The 19,056-nt window shown below is 36.7% G+C and carries 14 protein-coding genes; 1 reads left to right on the forward strand and 13 read right to left on the reverse strand.

Features of this window, described 5'->3' with window-relative positions; all coding sequences use genetic code 11:
* The 6 genes from R2Q84_RS14405 to R2Q84_RS14430 all read right to left on the reverse strand — a co-directional run bounded on the left by R2Q84_RS14405 (window position 1) and on the right by R2Q84_RS14430 (window position 9,295).
* Entirely contained in the window at window positions 1-954 is a 954-nt protein-coding gene (locus R2Q84_RS14405; protein WP_316817266.1) for a glycosyltransferase family 2 protein, read from the reverse strand.
* 146 nt (window positions 955-1,100) lie between these two features.
* Window positions 1,101-2,351: a TlpA disulfide reductase family protein gene (locus R2Q84_RS14410; protein WP_316817267.1), complete on the reverse strand. Its 1,251-nt coding sequence runs from the start codon at window positions 2,349-2,351 to the stop codon at window positions 1,101-1,103.
* A gap of 20 nt (window positions 2,352-2,371) precedes the next feature.
* Window positions 2,372-3,706 carry a RagB/SusD family nutrient uptake outer membrane protein gene (locus tag R2Q84_RS14415; RefSeq protein ID WP_316817268.1) on the reverse strand — a complete coding sequence of 445 codons (1,335 nt, stop codon included), beginning with the start codon at window positions 3,704-3,706 and terminating at the stop codon, window positions 2,372-2,374.
* Window positions 3,707-3,718: 12 nt separating this feature from the next.
* Window positions 3,719-7,243, reverse strand: a complete 3,525-nt coding sequence (locus R2Q84_RS14420; protein WP_316817269.1) for a SusC/RagA family TonB-linked outer membrane protein — start codon at window positions 7,241-7,243, stop codon at window positions 3,719-3,721.
* A gap of 229 nt (window positions 7,244-7,472) precedes the next feature.
* On the reverse strand, window positions 7,473-8,651 hold the full coding sequence (locus R2Q84_RS14425; RefSeq protein ID WP_316817270.1) for a FecR family protein: 1,179 nt from the start codon (window positions 8,649-8,651) through the stop codon (window positions 7,473-7,475).
* A gap of 83 nt (window positions 8,652-8,734) precedes the next feature.
* Window positions 8,735-9,295, reverse strand: coding sequence for an RNA polymerase sigma factor (locus R2Q84_RS14430; protein ID WP_316817271.1), 561 nt, complete (start codon window positions 9,293-9,295; stop codon window positions 8,735-8,737).
* A gap of 324 nt (window positions 9,296-9,619) precedes the next feature.
* On the opposite strand from R2Q84_RS14430, the gene R2Q84_RS14435 reads away from it, so the two are divergent.
* Window positions 9,620-11,332 (forward strand): HAMP domain-containing sensor histidine kinase, encoded by a 1,713-nt coding sequence (locus R2Q84_RS14435; protein ID WP_316817272.1) that lies wholly within the window; start codon window positions 9,620-9,622, stop codon window positions 11,330-11,332.
* Between the two features lie 65 nt (window positions 11,333-11,397).
* Here R2Q84_RS14435 and R2Q84_RS14440 read toward each other — a convergent pair whose 3' ends face one another.
* From R2Q84_RS14440 to R2Q84_RS14470, 7 genes are all read right to left on the reverse strand, one after another.
* Window positions 11,398-11,979, reverse strand: a complete 582-nt coding sequence (locus R2Q84_RS14440) for a DUF4199 domain-containing protein (protein ID WP_316817273.1) — start codon at window positions 11,977-11,979, stop codon at window positions 11,398-11,400.
* A gap of 8 nt (window positions 11,980-11,987) precedes the next feature.
* Complete coding sequence (locus R2Q84_RS14445) at window positions 11,988-12,659, reverse strand: hypothetical protein (protein WP_316817274.1); 672 nt, start codon at window positions 12,657-12,659, stop codon at window positions 11,988-11,990.
* 167 nt (window positions 12,660-12,826) lie between these two features.
* On the reverse strand, window positions 12,827-13,183 hold the full coding sequence (locus R2Q84_RS14450) for a hypothetical protein (RefSeq protein ID WP_316817275.1): 357 nt from the start codon (window positions 13,181-13,183) through the stop codon (window positions 12,827-12,829).
* A gap of 441 nt (window positions 13,184-13,624) precedes the next feature.
* Window positions 13,625-14,038: a phage holin family protein gene (locus R2Q84_RS14455; RefSeq protein WP_316817276.1), complete on the reverse strand. Its 414-nt coding sequence runs from the start codon at window positions 14,036-14,038 to the stop codon at window positions 13,625-13,627.
* 49 nt (window positions 14,039-14,087) lie between these two features.
* On the reverse strand, window positions 14,088-14,531 hold the full coding sequence (locus tag R2Q84_RS14460) for a lysozyme (RefSeq protein ID WP_316817277.1): 444 nt from the start codon (window positions 14,529-14,531) through the stop codon (window positions 14,088-14,090).
* Window positions 14,532-16,574, reverse strand: a complete 2,043-nt coding sequence (locus R2Q84_RS14465) for a hypothetical protein (protein ID WP_316817278.1) — start codon at window positions 16,572-16,574, stop codon at window positions 14,532-14,534. It abuts the gene before it with no gap.
* Window positions 16,574-19,054, reverse strand: a complete 2,481-nt coding sequence (locus R2Q84_RS14470) for a tape measure protein (protein ID WP_316817279.1) — start codon at window positions 19,052-19,054, stop codon at window positions 16,574-16,576. Before R2Q84_RS14470 ends, R2Q84_RS14465 begins: the two co-directional genes overlap by 1 nt.
* Window positions 19,055-19,056 lie beyond the last annotated feature (2 nt).

Raw genomic sequence — 19,056 nt, forward strand, 5'->3', positions numbered from 1 at the left:
TTATAAGATCTCTTTTTCAATCAGATAATGGTTCCGTTCTGTCGCATTCCTGGTTACAAGTTCGGCCACAAAACCTGTCAGGAACAATTGCGACCCTACTATTATAGCGACCAACGCTATATAAAACAAAGGTTGATCGGTTACATCTCTTTTATAAGGAATATTCAAAGCGATATGGTAAAGTTTTACGCCTATTAACCATATAGCCATAAATGTCCCCAGTAAAAAACTCAAAACACCTAGCGATCCAAAAAAGTGCATCGGCCGTTTACCAAATTTACCCACAAAAAATATAGACAATAAATCAAGGAAACCATTGATAAACCTGCTAAGACCAAATTTGGTTACCCCATATTTGCGGGCACGATGTTCTACGACCTGCTCTCCTATCTTTTTAAAACCTGCCCATTTTGCAATTACAGGTATATAACGATGCATTTCACCATAAACCTCAATAGTTTTCACCACATCTTTCCTGTAAGCCTTCAGGCCACAATTAAAGTCGTTTAATTTTATGCCTGACATGCGTCTGGTAGCTGCATTAAACAATTTGGTTGGTATAGTTTTAGAAATGGGATCGTAACGTTTTTTCTTCCAGCCTGAAATGATGTCGAGTTTCTCCTCGTTGATCCTACGATACAATTCTGGTATTTCATCAGGACTATCCTGCAAATCGGCATCCATAGTAATAATAACATTACCCTCTGCAGCAGCAAAAGCTACGTTTAAAGCGGCAGACTTACCATAATTTCTCCTGAATTTTATGGCTTTTACCGCATCAAACTCTTTTTTCAGTTCTTCGATAACTGCCCAGGATGAATCTGTACTTCCATCATCAACAAAAAGAATTTCGTAGGAAAAGTTATTTTCCCGCATTACCTTAGCTATCCAGGTCGTTAATTCGGGAAGAGACTCGTCTTCATTATATAATGGGATTACAACAGAAATATCCATGTGTGTTTATAAACGCTAAAAAACAAATGCAAACTTAGAGAAATAAAATGTCCTTCCATTAAATCCGGCAAAAATTTTATCTGATAAAAACAAATGCCGGCCCTCAATTGAAAGCCGGCATCTATTTCTAACCTTAATTATATTTATTACTTTTTTAACAACGCATCAAATTGCTTCCGCAACTCAGGATCTGAAGGTCTCTTCGCATCGCCTGAAACAATTTTACCTGCCGGATCGATCAGAATAAATCGTGGAATAGAATTAATGTTGAACTTTTTAATAAACTCAGAACTGAAATCTTTATCAGCCATCAGTTGTATTCCTTGTAACTTATTTTCTTTAACATAGCTTACCCACTTTGCTTTATCAACCATACGATCAACAGACAAGCTTACAAAGTGAATGTCTTTGCCATGATAGTCGTTTTCTACTTTAGTAAGAAAAGGAATCTCTGCTTTGCAGGGTGCACACCAGGTAGCCCAAACATCAATATATACATATTTACCACGAAGGTCTTTTAACGACACCTGCTTACCATCAACGTCTAAATAGGTAAAACCTGGAGCAGGTGCATTACTTGCCATCATTTTAAAATTATTATATATACCACTGATCTCTTCTTTATAAGCCGGATTAGTTACTTTAGCCATGAAAGCCTGATAAGCTTCTTCTTTTGCAGCTACATTTTTTACTGATTTTAAAATGGTACCTACTGTTTCATAGTTGAGGTACTCTTTAATAAATGGGTTACTAACTTCAATATTGATCACTTTAAGCTTTACCACATTGTTTCCCTCATATCCTAATGTCGTATCGGCTTTGTATTTACTAGTTCTAAGCTTCATTATGTAGGCATCTACCCATTTTCTATAAGCCGCCGAGCGCTTAAAAAGCGCTTCATTATTCAGGTCTGGCTTATCATTTACAATATCTATCAGCATTGCTCGTTCTTCTGTCGTTAATTTTTTCACAAAAGCCTTTTTATGCGCAGAATCTATAAGTTTACTATAATTTGGATCGCCTTTTTTTTCCATCAGTACTTTAGAAAAGCCCAACATACCAAGAGAATCCATGCCATACAAGCCAGTGTACCAGCTGATCGCATTACGAGAGAAATAATCTGCATCCTGGATTTTAAGCGACTTTACTCTTTCATCTTTTTCTGCATCGATATTTGTTTTTAGAGCCATTTTAAAAGCAGTCATTTGCTGTATTACCTCGTTTGGCGGCAATACGTATAATTCATGTAAATATTGTCCATCGGCCATCGGAATGTATTTAGCCAGGACAGACTGCTTATCTTTCAATAAATCGTCTTTAAGACCTGCCTTGCCAGATTGCGCAAAACTGCTTAAACCAGCCAATACCAGAGCGGTAGTTATTAATATCAATTTCATATCTTTTATATTTATAGTTTTTATTTATGATTTAGCTCCATATCAGGATTGAACATGCTCACGCGAACTGGTATTTCGAAAGTATATTTAGGACTACGTGGCGGTAACGAAGCGTCGACTGCCTGTGTTGTTGGATTAATTCTTTTTACTTCTAACATGCGGCCTTCCTGATCAAAGCGTTTCATGTCGAACCACCTCGTACCACTATAAGCTAATTCCCGTCTACGTTCTGCAAACACTTTAATCAATGCTTCTTCGGGGTTAGCTGCAGACTGGTCGACATAGTCAGCGGTTTTGATCCGGTTTCTTCTAATTGTATTTACAATATCCATTGCCTCGTTATATTTACCTTCTCTTGCCAGCAGTTCTGCTTTAGTAAGGTACAGCTCAGGAAAGGTAATCCCAAAATTGTAAGTGCCAGGCAATCCAGACCTACCCAGACCATTATTATTGGTTACCGTTAAAAATTGATACCGGATATCTGAGCTGTTGAAATAACTCTTCAAATCATCAGAATAGAGCATAAAAACAGGACTTCCAATAACGGCTGATCGTTGCCAAAGCACTTCAGGGTTTAGGTCGTAAACCGGTAATTTGTTCTTATCCGTATAAGAATTGTAATTCAATAGTGTATGTGGCGCCTGTAATGCCATATCCGTGTATTTTTTAGCGTTCGGAAAATCTGCCATATATAAATAAACCCTGGCCAGTAAACCGTAGGCACTGTACTTAGTAACCCTATAACGATTAACATTACTTAAGGGAAGGCCATTGACAGCAGTAGTAACATCATTAATGATGGCATCAAGCGTAGCTTTTAAAGTAGACCTACCCGGTACCTTATCGGTTACATTAATGCTGGTTACCCATGGCAAACCAGGATCTGTGGCAGCAGTAGCGGAATTGTAAGATTTGGCAAATACGGTAAGCATGGTCATGTAGCAGCTGGCTCTGATCACCAAAGCCTCAGCTACTACACTTTCCTTCTGGGCTTCGGTACCTCCACTTGCTTTTGGAACCCCGTTGATAATCACATTGGTATTGTAAATTGCACGGTATAATGGCCCCCATACTTCAGGACTAGCTTTCTCATTAATTGTTAAAATTGGCCTCCAATAATAGCCATTTGCAGTAGGCGACTGATCCAATGCAGTAGGTTTATTAAAATTATCATCTGCAAAATCGAGCAGGTTTATGGGAAATGTTTTAGTCAGCGTTGGCGAGTTCAGTATCGCCTCGTAATCTGTTACCTTTTCTGGAATGATAATACCTTTAGGCTTTACATCAAGAAATTTATTGCAGGCAGAGAAGATACCTATTGCCATAAATAACAGTGCTATATATCTATTTTTCATGATCGTGTTCAATTAAAAGTTAGTAGAAAAAGTAAGGCTATAGAAAGGCTGTGTTTCTAACTTTCTAACTCCGGAGATGCGGTCTATTGCTTCAGGATCTATGTCGTTGCCGCTAAAAGTATAACGGAAAACATTCTGTGCCTGAAAACGTAAGGAAGTATTCATCAACCCTATTTTTTCCAAAAAAGGAGCTTTTGCATTATAGGTAATTACTACATCCCTTAACCTGATGTAATCTGCTTTGCGTACAAACTGCGAAGCATAGTTATAACCGTACAAAGCATAACTCTGGTAATAACCCGGTGCTAAACTACTACCACCGGTATATCCCGGAATGTTTGTAAAAGATTCGTCCCCTGCTTTTCTCCAGAAATTACTTGAACCTTTAAGTGGATTATTTGCATAGAAGCCGATATTATTAGGATCAGGTTGCTCAACCCGCATTACGTGTCCGCCGTAATACATAAACAAGAATGAAAGATCAAACGACCCCAGGCTAAACTGGTTATTTAATCCAAGAACATATTTAGGTGTGGTAGTACCATTGTAAATCAGGTCGTCTTTGGTAACATCAACCTGGGCTGTCCCATAAAAGGCCAATACTTTTTGATTACCATTCTTATCCAGTACATAAGGTTGCCCCATCGCATTTAGGCCTCCGTAATTATAACTATATAAAGCACCAATTGGCATTCCCTTTACAATATTTGTTCCACTAGTGATCAGCTGTGAGTTAGCATACTCAGTTGCTTTTACGGCCAGTACTTTATTATTGTTTAAGGATGCTGTTAATTGAGTACCCCACTTAAATTTACCATGTTGAGCATTAAGGCTATTAATTAAAAGCTCTATCCCCCTATTTTGAATAGTGGCTGTATTGGCTTTGTACTGATTAAAACCAGAAGTCGGATCTGCATCAAACTGACCAAATACATCGGTAGTTTTCTTCATATACCAATCTAATGAACCGGAAACACGTCCTTTTAGCAAACTATAATCCAAGCCAAGGTTATAATTCTTGGTAGTTTCCCAGCGTAACGACTGATTTTCTGGTGTAAGTACATCATTATAAGTAAGCGGCGTAGTTAACACGGTATTTAATGCTGTTGATAATATTAAGAAAGCCCCATTGTTACTTGTGGGTACGTTTCCATTAAAACCTGTTGCTGCCCTAAGCTGTAAATTATCTACCCAATCCAACTGCTTAACAAAATCTTCTTTCCCTAATCTCCAGTTTAAACCGGCAGACCATAGCGGCTTATTCTTATACTTCGGATCTACCCCAAACAAGTTAGACTGATCTATGCGGAAACTTCCGGTAGCTACATATTTACCTTTAAAAATGTAAGTACCCTGTCCATAATAAGACATAAACCTGCGTTCCATCTCCGATTCGGAATAATAGTCTGTACTGCGGAATCGGCTCCCCAAACCTACATCCGTAAATACTGGTCTGGAGGTGCCATTCAATGCACTCATATTGATCGGATTTGTAATCAGTGTCTGCCCATCATACCCAAAAAAAGAGGTGACATAAGTAGGGTTTACTGTTTTCTTTTGTTCTACCCCCATAATACCAGAAAAATCATGGTTATCACCATCAAATTTATGCGCAAGGTTTAACTGGCCTCTTACGGTATAGTTGGTTACTTTCTGATTTGTTCTTTTTAACACATTACCTTGTGGCATATTTGTAAACAAGGCCTTTCCGGTTGCTGGATCTCTTAGTGCCATGGTGTTGATCAGTGTACGAACGGCATATGCGCCGTCCGTCTGAAGGCGGTCTAATGTTAAATTCTGATTTTCAAAATTACCGCCCAGATCCAGGTTAAGCCAATCCGTCACTTTTGCATTTAATCTCCCTTGAAATTTTACAGATGATCCCTTAGAGGTATTGGTATTACTACTCAATTCATTATAGGGATAATACAACATATCGTACAAACCAGCAGCCATCAAGGTCTCATTTTTTTCTTTTGTCATAACCCTCCCTAAAAAATTACGATTTGGATCTAATGACATAGCAAGGGCATTACCATTTTCATCGGTTAACCTTTCGTAAGGAAAAAAGTCTGAATAACCTGGTGTGTTGCCACTCACATCTTTATTGTTAAAATAAGTACCCTTAAAATCGAAGCTAAACCTTTCAGAAAACTTAAAAGTGTTAGCCATATTAAGTGTAAACTGCTTATTTTCGGACCTACGGTTTACTGGAAGTTCATTAATATAGTTTACTCCGAGCATATAAGTACTTCTCTCATTACCTCCACTCAGGTCAAAATTTATATTCTTCGCCTGCCTCTTCTGATAAAACAAACGCTCATATTCTTTCAGGTTATCATAAGAACCCAATTCCATCAGCTTTTGGTCTGCCTGAGCCTGGGTAAGTAACGGATTCGAAACTGAGAGTTCGGTTTGGCCAAAAAGAATCTCTTCAACCGGGTTCATTTTATAGTACCCATATTCAAACAAGAAAAAATCTGTTCCCGAGATCTTAAAATTCTCTGTTTGCAATTTCACAAACTCACTTGCCGGAGCATAATTAAGGTAACCAAAATCGGGGGCATTCTGAATCGCATAACTGGTACGCAGATTAAACACTGGTTTGCCAGATTTACCTCTGCGTGTTTCAACAATAATTACTCCGTTAGATGCCCTTACCCCATAAATAGAAGCCGCAGCGGCATCACGCAATACATTTATAGAGACTATATCATTTGGATTAATGGTCCTGAGGTCGATTTCTGTAGGAAAACCATCCAATACAATTAAGGGTTGTTTTACGGCATCAAAAGTAGAGACCCCTCTAATGGTAAGCTCTCCACTTTGCGAATTGTATACCAGACCAGGAACCTTGCCCTCTAAACTTTCCAGGAAATTACCTGTAACAGCAACTCGTTGCTGATATTGCTCCTCGTTCAAAGTTGACGCAGCACCAGTAATCTGATCTTTTTTAATTTTCTGATAACCTGTACTCACTACGCCCACCTCTTCCAAATTTGCGTTGGCAGGCTCAATACTGATATTCATGATCGCTTTTACCGGAACTTCTTTCGTTTTATATCCTAAGTAAGAAATTACCAATACCGCCTTTTCATCAAGACCTTTTAATAAAAAACTTCCATTAACATCAGTAATGACCAGCTTATCCTGACTTTTAACTTTTACTGTCGCGCCTGGCAATGGCCTTCCCTGCTCATCTGTCACTTTACCCCGAACATCAATTGTAGCAAAAAAAGAACTCACCCTATCCACTATTGTTTGTTCTTTCATCGCAACAATTACAGCATCTTTTTTTAAGGTATAAACCAATTGCTGATTGGCAAACATTTGCTCCAAAACTGTTTCCAATCGCTGTTGCTTTACATTAATGGTTACTGGTCTGGCCATTTTCAGCATTTCATCTGAGTAAAGAAAATCATAACCAGTTTGTAAGCGTAATTCATTAAACAACTGCAACAATGGAGCATTCTTTGCCGATATCGTAACTCTCTGCGCTGCACTCTTAGCGCTTACCTGTACAAATAAGGCGGTCATTATGATGATGGTTAACCTCATAATACGTATTAATTGGCCCTTTCGATAGGTTTTAAACCTATGATGGGTTAGATCATAAAAATTCATAAATTTGTTTAGTTTGGGTTGTGTTGATAATTATTGTTTAGTCGCAATTCTGTTGACTGTTTCCCGAACACTAAGCCAGGGGCCTCTCACCGCCTCTGGTTTTTGTTCCTCATTTTTTTGGTATTCGCCTATTCTGGTAAATTTATTTCACTATAATCTTCCTCCCTTCCACTTTAAATGTCACCAATTTTGTTGATTCCAACATTTCGAGTACATCAGCCACATTCTTATTTCGGCTAATGGTACCACCAAAGCGATCTTTACTAAGCTCTCCCTCATATACAACCTCTACATCATACCAACGTGAAAGCTTACGCATAATAGAAGAAATAGATTCACTGTTGAACTTAAAATATCCATTTTTCCATGCTAATGCCTCTTCGGTATCCGCGGGTATAATATTCATTGCTCCATCTGCCAAAATAGACTGCTGACCAGGTTTAAGAATGCCGAATACCGGGACAGTCTGAGCCGGGGCTACAAAACCGACCCTGACACTTCCTTCCAGCAAAGTGGTTTTTATCCGATGCTCATCAGTATAGGCATTCACATTAAAATGCGTACCCAATACTTCAATTTTCTGCTGTCCGGCTTGCACAACAAAAGGATGCGACTTATCTTTTTTCACCTCAAAATAAGCTTCACCATTTAACTGGACTTTACGATGACTAAGGCCGGAAAAAACAGAAGGAAAACTAATACTGGAAGCTGCATTTAGCCAAACCTTGCTCCCGTCTGGAAGCACAACTTTGTATTGTCCGCCTTTCGGGGTACTTACCGTATTTAAATGTCCATCATCACCCGCCGTACCTGTTCTCCCTTTTATTTCGTATACCAATTGTCCATCAGCTGCTTTGGTTATACTTAACCCGGGCTCCTTCACTAACTGCCCATTTAGAGCTGCTGATAAATCTATCTGTCTGCCATTTGCCAAAGTTAAAACCGCCGTATTTTTCCCAGCAGTTATATTTCTGCCATCGGCCAGGTTATCCTTAAAAAAACCAACTGTTCCTGTGGTATAAAAATACATTGAGCTACCAGCAACAAGAAGTATTGCCGCAGCTGTAGCGATACGGTACCAAAGACGGCTGCCAATATTTTTATAGTGTACAGGACTACCATCAAAATCAATTTTCGCCTGTATACGCTCAAACAATCTGGATTTAACCTGTTCAGCGTTTTCCGGCTCTGAAGTAAAGACTACTTCGGCTTCCTCATCATTCGTCAAAGCAGACCAGCCATGCAGCTGCTTTTTCTCTTCAGAAGTTGCTTTTCCCTCTAAAAACTTTTTTGCTAAACCTGTTGCTTCCTCTTTGTTCATAACCTAAAATTGGGCGTTTGAATGTATAGAGTATGGATGAAGCAATTTACCCTTAGTGCAAAATAAAAATATTTTAAAATATGCTAAAAAAGCAGGTGCATCACATCTCCCATATTACCTCTAATGGTTTTTAGCGCTTTTGTTAAGTGTGCTTCTGCAGTTTTCTTTGAAATATTTAGTTCTTCAGCTACATCTGCCAACGCCCTATCCTCCAATTTAACATACTGAAATACCAGACGGCACTTCTCCGGCAGTTGATTAGAGAGGTTTTCGACAATCTCCAATAACAATTTATTTTCCAAATCAGTGTCAATTGAAGCAAAATCTGTCAAAGTTGTCTGATAGGCCATTTCGTTTACCTTGTCTTTCTTATCCTTCGCTACATGCCGATAAACTTCATACCTAACCATTGCTGCCAGGTAAACAGGCAAAGACTGAATTTCAAGTATCCTCCGCTTTTTCCAAAGCAGTACAAAAACATCTTGCACAACCTCTTCAGTAGCTTCCTGTGATTTTAAAATCCTATGCGCTATATAATATAGCTTGTCCCAATACCGATTGTAAATTTCCTTATACACGCCATCTTCTCCATTTTTTAACATGGCAGTCAACTCACTATCACTAAAGGCTGTATAAATAACCATAAGATCTCCGCACTAAATTTAGACAATTCATATAGCAATCCTAACGATTTATTAAAATCTCTACGTAACTCCACATACCAATAGGCTTTCCGCTACTGCTCCGTTCCAATTCTACTCCTTGCTCCTCCATACTTCTGCACCCAACTTCTACATCCTGCTGAAACACCCTGCTTCTACATCCCGCTAAAACACCCTAATTCTGCATCCTGCTAAAACAAAAATCAGTTTCTCAGAAGAGGCCTCAGGCGCTTTTGCTTTTTTCAGCAAAAGATGCCAGACTCTGAAGAGAATACTTATTTTTGTTCCCTCTATCACATGCTATAAATGAAAGTAACCTATACCAAGACGCTCGCACGAAAAGTAATACTAACATTCCTTGCATTTGTCATTATTCTTGCAGTGGCAGCTATTTTTGTCCGTAGCTCTATTACTAAAAAACTAGAAGACATTTCTAAGTTAGCCAGCAGTGTAGAACATCGACTAAAACCAGAACAGGCACTCCTATTACTTCACCAGGCTGAAGATGATTTTCAAGAGTCATTGTTAGACATTAACGGACCAAAAAGCAACGACTATAAAGTAAAGCTAACACTGGCTTTTAACAAAATAGACACCTTATTAAAAACAAACACCGATACCACACAGTTAACTGCTGCGCAAAGCGATCAGGTTCGGGTATGGTATAAAAAGAAGCTGGAATTATCGGACCGCCTTTTTAACCTGAAACATAATTTTGACTCCCTTCTTACTGTTTATGCTGCTTTTAATAATCAAAGTGATTCAAAAGCTATAACAGAAACCAGTACTAATTTCAATACCAGAAAAAAGAAAACGAATAGCAAAACTGATACCATAAGAAAAGAAATATCAAAAGAGAAAAAAGGTCTATTCGGGAGACTAAAAGATGCCATCTCCAATAAAAATGGTACAGCAAGTGGCGTCGTAGAAATCAACCATAACAACAATACAAATATTGCTGACCAGATTACTCAAAAAATTATAATAAAAGACAGGGCTGACAATGCACAAAAGCTAAAACAGCTGCAGGAGCATAACGTAAAGCTGCTTGCTATGCAACGAGAGCTGATCTCGTTAAACACACACATCAGTAGTGAACTGGAACGGATTGTAAATGACTTGAAGGACCTTAATTACAAAATGGCAGATGAACTGAAGGGAATGGCATTTAAAAACTACCAGGAAACTACCTCTCTTCTTAACAAATTTTATCTGACTGCCTTATTCCTGGTATTACTGTTTGCAACCCTGCTTATCATCTTTATCAGACAGCTAAACAAATCTGAATTACTCCTGTTAAAGGAGAATGACAGATCTGTAAACATTGCAAGACAAAAAATGGAACTACTGACACACATGACCCATGAGATCAGAAATCCATTAACGGCCATCAAAGGTTTCATCCATGTATTTGGAAAAACGGAACTTACACAAAGGCAAACAGATATGCTACAATCCATTAAGGGTTCGTCAGAAATGTTGCTACGAACATTGAACGATACCCTCGATGCTGCAAAAATGGAAAATAGCGAACTAAAAATAGAAAGTGACCCCTTCAACCCATATACAACCATTAAAGAAGTGATCGAAAGCATGAGTTATAGTGCCACAAAGAAAAAACTCGAACTCATTTACAACTTTACAGGTGATAAAGAAGCTATTTTGCTTGGAGACGGTTTCAGACTGAAACAAGTGATGGTCAACTTGCTAAGCAACGCCATAAAATACACTAACGAAGGTCAGGTTACAATCAACGCTGAATTGTTAAAAGAAGATACCCGCCTGCAAATAGACGTTACCGATACCGGCATGGGTATTAGTGTTGATCAACAAGCAAATCTGTTCTCGCAGTATTATCAGACCAACTCTTCAAAAGGACAAATAGGAACAGGGTTGGGGCTTTTTATCTGTAAACAACTGGTAGAAATGCAAAAGGGAAAAATTAGTGTTAAAAGTGAATTAGCTTTGGGCACAACTTTCAGTTTCTTTATTCCTTATTTAGAGAAAGAGAACGCATAACATTTATCTTTACCTGAATACAAAAAAAGGAAGCTGGCGCTTCCTTTTTTTGTATGTTATAAATACTAGTTATCCTTGGGATATAAAGGCGCTTCCCTCTTAAATAAAGCGGCAAAAAGCAAAGCAACCACAAATACTATAATTATTCCAATAACATGTCCTTGTATAGTCTGCATTATTGTCCCCTGATTTTTTTGTTCAAAATCACGGTTCATATCTTCAACCTTTTTATCGATTAAATCTTCGTCCATGCCCTGACCTTTCATCATTTCGGTTGTCGCGTTAACCACCGTAGTTTGAATTCTCGTAGTCATATCTTTTTCAATAAACTTATTGAAAAACACATTGCCAATATTAGATATAACATAGGTAACCAAAAACATGATAAAAATACCTGAAGCGGCCTGCCGGAAATTCCAGTATCCTCCTATTTTCTTTCTCAAGTCAAAACAGAAAAGAACTGCTATAACAAGAGGAATAATTAAGCCTACTCCTATAGGAATAAGAAAAACAGACATCATCGATTCACTACCAACCAACAGATAGGCAGAAAGTATTCCGACAACCAATGAGAGCAGCCCTAATCCTATTCCATTTTTTGCGGCTTCTGGTTTTAAATTCTCTAAAGTTTTTACGTTAGCTTCCATAACTTAATTTAAGCAATATTAAATGCCGCAATCAATGAATACACGGCAATATCAAATTCTTTATTGTTACTATATGTGCCCAAGTCTTTAATCACTTCTTCATTGGCTTTTGGCTGATGGAAGAAAACCATGAACGGCACAAAAAGCTCTTCCATTTCTTCACCTAGCTCAATCATGCCAGCATGACTACAAATATCCTCAACACTGCTATCAACCAATTGCTGGTTGCTGATCAGATCTTCATAGATATGAAATTCATCCTGAAACTCATCTTCCTCAACCAATAAGAATTCTTTTAAGAAATCGTCCAGTTCGGGTTTAATTTTTTCATCATGACACTCATTAATATATAACAACAGATTTAACAGCTCTGTTCCCCTATCAATTGTGTCCTCCTCAATATCGGCCCATTCTTCCGAATCCAAATAGTCTTCTTCCAGTTTTTTCACATCATTGGCGAAAAAGTTGATCATCAACAAATCAAAGAAAACCTCTCTTAATTCGTCAAAGGCCGGATACTCATCAAAGACAGCGTCAAATTCTGCTACCTTCTCTAAAAAGCCCAAATCTTTACTAAACACTTCAATTAAATTGTCTTTAAGTTTAACTGAGTCTTTTCCTGATGCTGTTGCAAACTTATCCAGTGATGCGGTCAGCGCAGCCTTTACATGATTATCCATCTTATTTTTATAAAATTATTTTTTAACACCACCTTTTAAATATGTTTAAAGGCGGTTTTCGCTTTTTAAAAAGTTAAAAAATCACATACTTTTTCCCTTTTTTTTCCCTTTTTTACTTAAGAAATATTAGAATTAGATTTGATTTCAGGTGTAAAGTTAAAATAAAACTAAACAACTTTAGACAACAATTCATATTGAACCTTAACACTATGAATTGCACCATCAAAGTGAAACTTATAAGTAATCAGAAAAACCTTAATCCTATTAAATTGGATTAATGAAAATATCTCAAATTCCATCTTATTAAGTAGACCGACACAATAAACATGTAAATGAGGTCGAATGAACCTTTCTCTATATGATGAGTTAAATAAATTCAGGTTAACATCTATTGTTGCTGTTTCGTAAGTATAATTAAATAGTCTATTACCTTCGAGATTGTTAGAGATGTAATTGTTATGGCGCACAAAATCGGTTAACCTGTAGCCTACCTGATATTCCATATGCTTTTTATTATCTCTCATTACACCAACAAAATTACTAATATTTTTAGCAAAACATAAATTGTTGAAAAATGTATATTTGTGATTTCTCCTATTAATTGCTCGAATATGAACCTAGAAGAACTACAATTAGATTGCCAACAAAAGGCCAAAAATCTACAAACTGCTTTGGACTCAGTAGTTAATTATAATTTCCAATCTATCTTTTTGCTACAAAATTATATCCAGTGTAAGAAAGAAAGCATTCAGTCTGTTGAAAAACTGATCGAATATATGGAGGCCAATGAATAAGAAAGGGGCGTAAACATGCCGTTTACAACCCCTTAAATTAACGCTCTCACGATAAAGATAAGAATTATTTTATAAAATCAAAAAACCCCACACTAACCAAGTGCAGGGTATGCAACGGTTTCCTCAAACCGTCAAATTTAACGCTAGTCTAATATAGCATTATAAAATTAACTAACCATTATTATCAGAATTTTCCTTTTCAACCTTCATTATTTTTGCTTTAAAAAGTGCTATTACCTGATCCTTAACAGCTATCCAAATATCACGACCAGTAAGGATTGATATATTTTCCATCAGCGATTTAAACTCGGTTAAAGTGATATAACCTGATATAATTTTGGTCAATAATAATGAATCTGGTGCAATCATAACCTTATCAATCTGATATGCTGCAATGATCCCAACGCTGTAGTAAACGAATTTAATAATGGATAATCTAAGCTTTGCAGCAGTTATCTTTTCCTTCAATTTTATAGCTTTTCCAACACCTGAAAAAAGATCAAATGCCAATAGTAGATAGACAGTGATTAGTATACTGTGTATCGGTGTAATGTATATTATGATGAAGGCCAGAGCCTTCATCATGTATGAAATCGCTTGTTTTATAAGGTCGATATAGAACATTGATGAGAGGTTAATTTGTTATATATAATGCGTATTCACGCTTACGTCTGGCTAATAAAATAGGTTTACCACCTGCATTTTTCCATACACATAACCACTTTTCAATTTCAGGTAATGGTGATTTAGTATTAATCTTTTTCACCAGTGTCGATGATGCAAACGCAGCACAACCAATATTAAAACACAATGAAACAAGTGCATTAAACTGGTTTTGTGTTAACACAACTTTGATTGATCTATTAACAGCTTCTTCGTAAAGCTTAATAATTTCTTTAAAAATTAAGTCGCATTCTACCTGTGTGATTTTGTCACCTTCTTTTACCTTTCTACCTGTATTTGGAAAAAATGTAAACCCAACACCAATAGTCCATACATCTGCACTACATTTGTATGCATTTAATAATACTCCTTCTTCTTTATATATAAAGTCCTTTCCTTGTTTGTTAATGTTCATTTATAATATGTAACTACCACCTCTACGTGGTCTTCCAGGGTTTTTAACTGGTGCATCACCACCAGTAGCACCACCAGAAGTTGATCCAAAAAACTTTTGTTCATAAGCGGTATATTCACCGTCTTTGAAGTTTTCAAATCTTTTGTATTTATCTGACAATGAGTCAGCATCATTTAATAATTCAAAAAAATCTACTCTATGAGTGTCAAATTTTAAATCACTATTTACCTTGTAAGGCATGTGTAGACCTTGTAAGGTCTCAATTTCATAAACTTTGGTGTAGTCGAATTCACCAAAAAAACTGCCTGAAAATAATCTAAATGGGGTTCTATATTGATTTAAAATGGATTGAATACCTATTTGTAGTAATGCTTTATTTTCGGCTTTACCATCTCTATACCAAATCTTTGTATATGTTCTGCCCGTTGGAGTATTTATTAAAATTTGATTAGATAATCCTGCATTATTAAATTCAGAAAAAAATGGATTAAAATCTTCATACGTTTCATTGTTATTTTTAATACTATTAATCTGATAAGTATCTCCATTTGATCTTGCTGCTACACCTGCTTTGATTGTAGGTGTAAACTCCCTGATGTAACAGGCACTACTATCAGTACCAGTAAGAAAGTAAGAAGGCATTAAACCAAAAGTTATATCTGTTGTACCTAGTGGCAATAACACCTCAACCTCGTCAACTTCCCAAGATATTTCATCATCAATCGGTAACCTACCTGCACCGAAGTAACTAAACTTCACATTGCTTGGAGTAGTAGTAAACCAAGCATCATAACCAACAACACCACTTTCAGTATAACCACTAGAATTCAAGTAATGTACAGATGTAGGCGTTGTAACCTTCACAATAAATCGTGTATTACCTCTATGTGCTACTTTGATGTTTAAACTATCCTGACCAGTAGACAAACCACCTTGGAATGAAGTCTTTACAGGAGTTAACATGTTTGTTGAATAACTGATATCTGCATCAGCTACCCTATCCTTAATCCACAATGCATCACCACTGCGTGATATAGGTACTTTAGCAATATCGACAGTACCTAACTTATTGAAGTACAAAGGAACATTAGCAGTATCATCCCAATGCCTTAAATAATTATTTATCACTAAGTTAAGTGGTGGGATTATTGAAGATTCTGTCTTTACCTTATTATATGCAGCAGCAAAAGTTGAGTTCTGGTCATTATTTATGAAACTTAATAATCCATTTCTTTCAATTTTACCCCTGATATTTTCTGTTGAAAAAACTGGCAAAATCGACTGTTCACCGTTGAAATTGATATTGTAAGTGCGTCTACTTATAGTTTCATTTATTTTGTAATTAATCCGTTCAATATGATATTTACCTCCTTTATAATAAATGTAACATTGGAATAATTCTAAGATAGACCTGATAACTTCATCACATTTTTTAACATTTAATTCATTCTTCAAAAAAACAAATGGATTAACAGTTAATGAATTAAATGCTTCATTTGTAGCCACGTTTCTGTCAATCCTAGCTTCAAATACATCATTAGATGTCACTAACTCGGCACCATTATTAAGTAAGCTTAAACAGTTTATAATGACCTCTACGAACGTCATATTATTTAAAAATATTGAACCATTTTCTTGTGCAAAATCAATTAGTTTCAAATCTCCCAAACCATCAGTAGCACGTAAAGACATTGGATAAGGAGCAGATGCAAAAGGCTCATTATAATTATCCTGAATAATATAACCCTGCCAATGCAGTTCATCATTTAATAGTATCTGCACAAGAAAATCATTTTTATCTGCGTACATTATTTCAGCAAACTGACCATCGTATTCACTAAAAAAATTAAGGACACATTCAGAACCCCTAATGATTTCAAATTTATTTTCTGATCCATTTGTATAGTTTATCTGAATTGGATTACCACCCATACGTAAATCGTAGATAGCAGAATCATATTCCTTTTGCAGGATATAAATTTTGTAATCTAATCCCTTGATAGATGTAAACTCACATTTATATTTTATACCATATCCTACCATTAATTCGTTCTAAAATCTCTTTTGTTGTGGTTGTTCAAAACAGCCACTAATGCATCGCCTCTAACAATAAATTCCGCTGTACCTCCACCGAAGCCACCAATATCACTCAACATGCCTTTAAGGTTATTTAATGGTGTTACTACCTCAGGATTTCCCCTACCTGCACTTGGATATTCGCCAAAAACAGCATTTGTTGGTGAACTAACTATACCACCTTTAGCAAATGGAGTTCTGCCAGAATCACCTGTATCACCACCAGTAGCTTTAGCAATACTTCCTTTTACCATTGCTCCTAATGTCATCAATGCAACACCTGCTGCAATTGCTGTGAATGGGTTTTTAAATGCTGCTTTGATTCCAAGCATAGCAACACCAGTAGAGATTGCAATCTTTCCAATTTGTTGTGCCATATCACCTAGAATTCCTATCAGTCCTGACACAACACCACCCATTGTCATAGTACCAGATGCCATCTGACCAACCATATCAGCAAAGCCAGAACCCATTGAAGCAATCCCCTGATTTAATGAACCTGTAATACCCTGATTCATTTCATCCATAAGCTGCAACACTTTGATTTTTTGATCGGAAATAGTTTGCACAGCATCACCTACCCTAGTTGTAGCATCAAATTTTGCTTCTGGTCTTTTTTGACCTTTTTCTAAAGGTGCAACGGCTGATACAGTTTTGTTATAGGTACCTAAAAGGTTATTATTTTGTTGTAGAGTTTGTAATTTCTTAATTGCTTCTGATGCAGGATCGACCCCATTTTTAATCAGGTTATTAATTGCTTGCTGATATTCATCAATACGCTTCTTTGCCTTATCATCAAAAGATGTCCCAAATAGAGAATCTATTTGTTTTAGACCAACTTCTAAATCTTGATAGACCTGAGCAATTTTATCTTTATTCTTAGAATCAGCTTTAGAAGTAGCTTTTGTATCAGTTTTTTTAGTTGATGTAGATGTTTCACCAACCCCTAATAACTCCTTTTTGAAGTCCTTAACAGTTTCCGTTGCCTTTTGAACTGGAATTTGCAAAGCATTAAACATTTTGGATATTCTGCCATTGGCGTTTTCTGCTCCTGCTGCAAGACTATCAGCACCAATCATTTTAAAGAAGGCTGCCATAAGATTTCCAACCTGTAGAACTGAACCTTTGATCACTGATAGAATACCATTCCATAATGAAGTGGTTAATGTTTTAACACCTTCCCATACACCTGACCAATCACCTTTAATAACTGATGCAAAGATTTTTACATAACCAGAAATCACACCTAACACTGTACTTATTACACCTTTAACAACGTCAAATGCACCACTTACAGAAGCTATAACATTGGTTCCAATTGTTTTCCAAACAGATATTAAAGTGGCCTTAACGGTGTTGAAAATGAATTTTAGATTATCCCATAATTCATTAGCATAACCCACTACTTCATCCCAAAATACTGAACCTTCCCCTGATGTAAAATAAGCTGATACAGCATCCCAATTCTTAACAATCATTACAGCAGCACCTGCAATAGCTACTACCACTAAACCAATTGGACTTATCAACGCAGCAAATCCTGCAATTAGTGCAGGTAAAACTGTAGACATTAATGCACCTAAACCAACTAATATTGGTGGTATTACGATTGCAAGACCTGCAAAAATTAATGTTGCTTTTTGAACTTCAAGTGATAAGTTTTTAAACCAATTTGTAATAGATGATATACCATCTACTATCTTATCTGATAAAGCAGATATATCGAGATTCTTATTAATGATCTCTCCAACCTCGGCCAAATTAGTGAATACACCATCTTTCAAATTTTCGAATGCAGCATTTACCCCACCAGCTACAGGGGGTAATTTCGATAAGCCATTAACAATAGCATCAACTACCTGAGCAGATGAAACACCCATTTCTTTTAACTCATCAGAACGTGCTGAACCAAAAGCTTCTTTTAATAATGGGGTTACTTGTGGAATTGCATCTTTAATGATGTTAAGGTCTTCACCTAATGGAAAATCTGTGTTTGCTAATTGAGCTAAACCATAGGTTGCTCTTTCAAATTGCTCTCTGCCACCACCTACCGTTGCAACTGCATTACCGAACGCACGAATACTTTTTTCAGCTTTTTCCGCAGTAAAACCAATAACCTGTAAATTGATAGAGCCTTTGGTTACTTCCTGTAATCCAAGTCCAGGCAATTTAGCCAGTTCAGTTAATCTTTTAAATTGCTTTTCAGTTTCTGCTGCTGAACCCGTAACAGCAGTTAAGCCATTCTTAAGAGATTGGATATCACCAAAAGCCTTTATAGCAGCTCCACCTAAAGCAGCCAGAGGTAAACTAACATAAGTAGATAAATCACCACCTATATCTTTCAGTTTATCACCAGTTTCTTTAAGTCCAGATTGTACTGATTTAATAGCATTTTGAAATGCTGAGATATCTGCACCAAATACATAATTAAGATTTTCGTTTGCCAATG

This window comes from Pedobacter nyackensis (genome assembly GCF_032678475.1).
In the GTDB taxonomy this organism is placed as follows: domain Bacteria; phylum Bacteroidota; class Bacteroidia; order Sphingobacteriales; family Sphingobacteriaceae; genus Pedobacter; species Pedobacter nyackensis_A.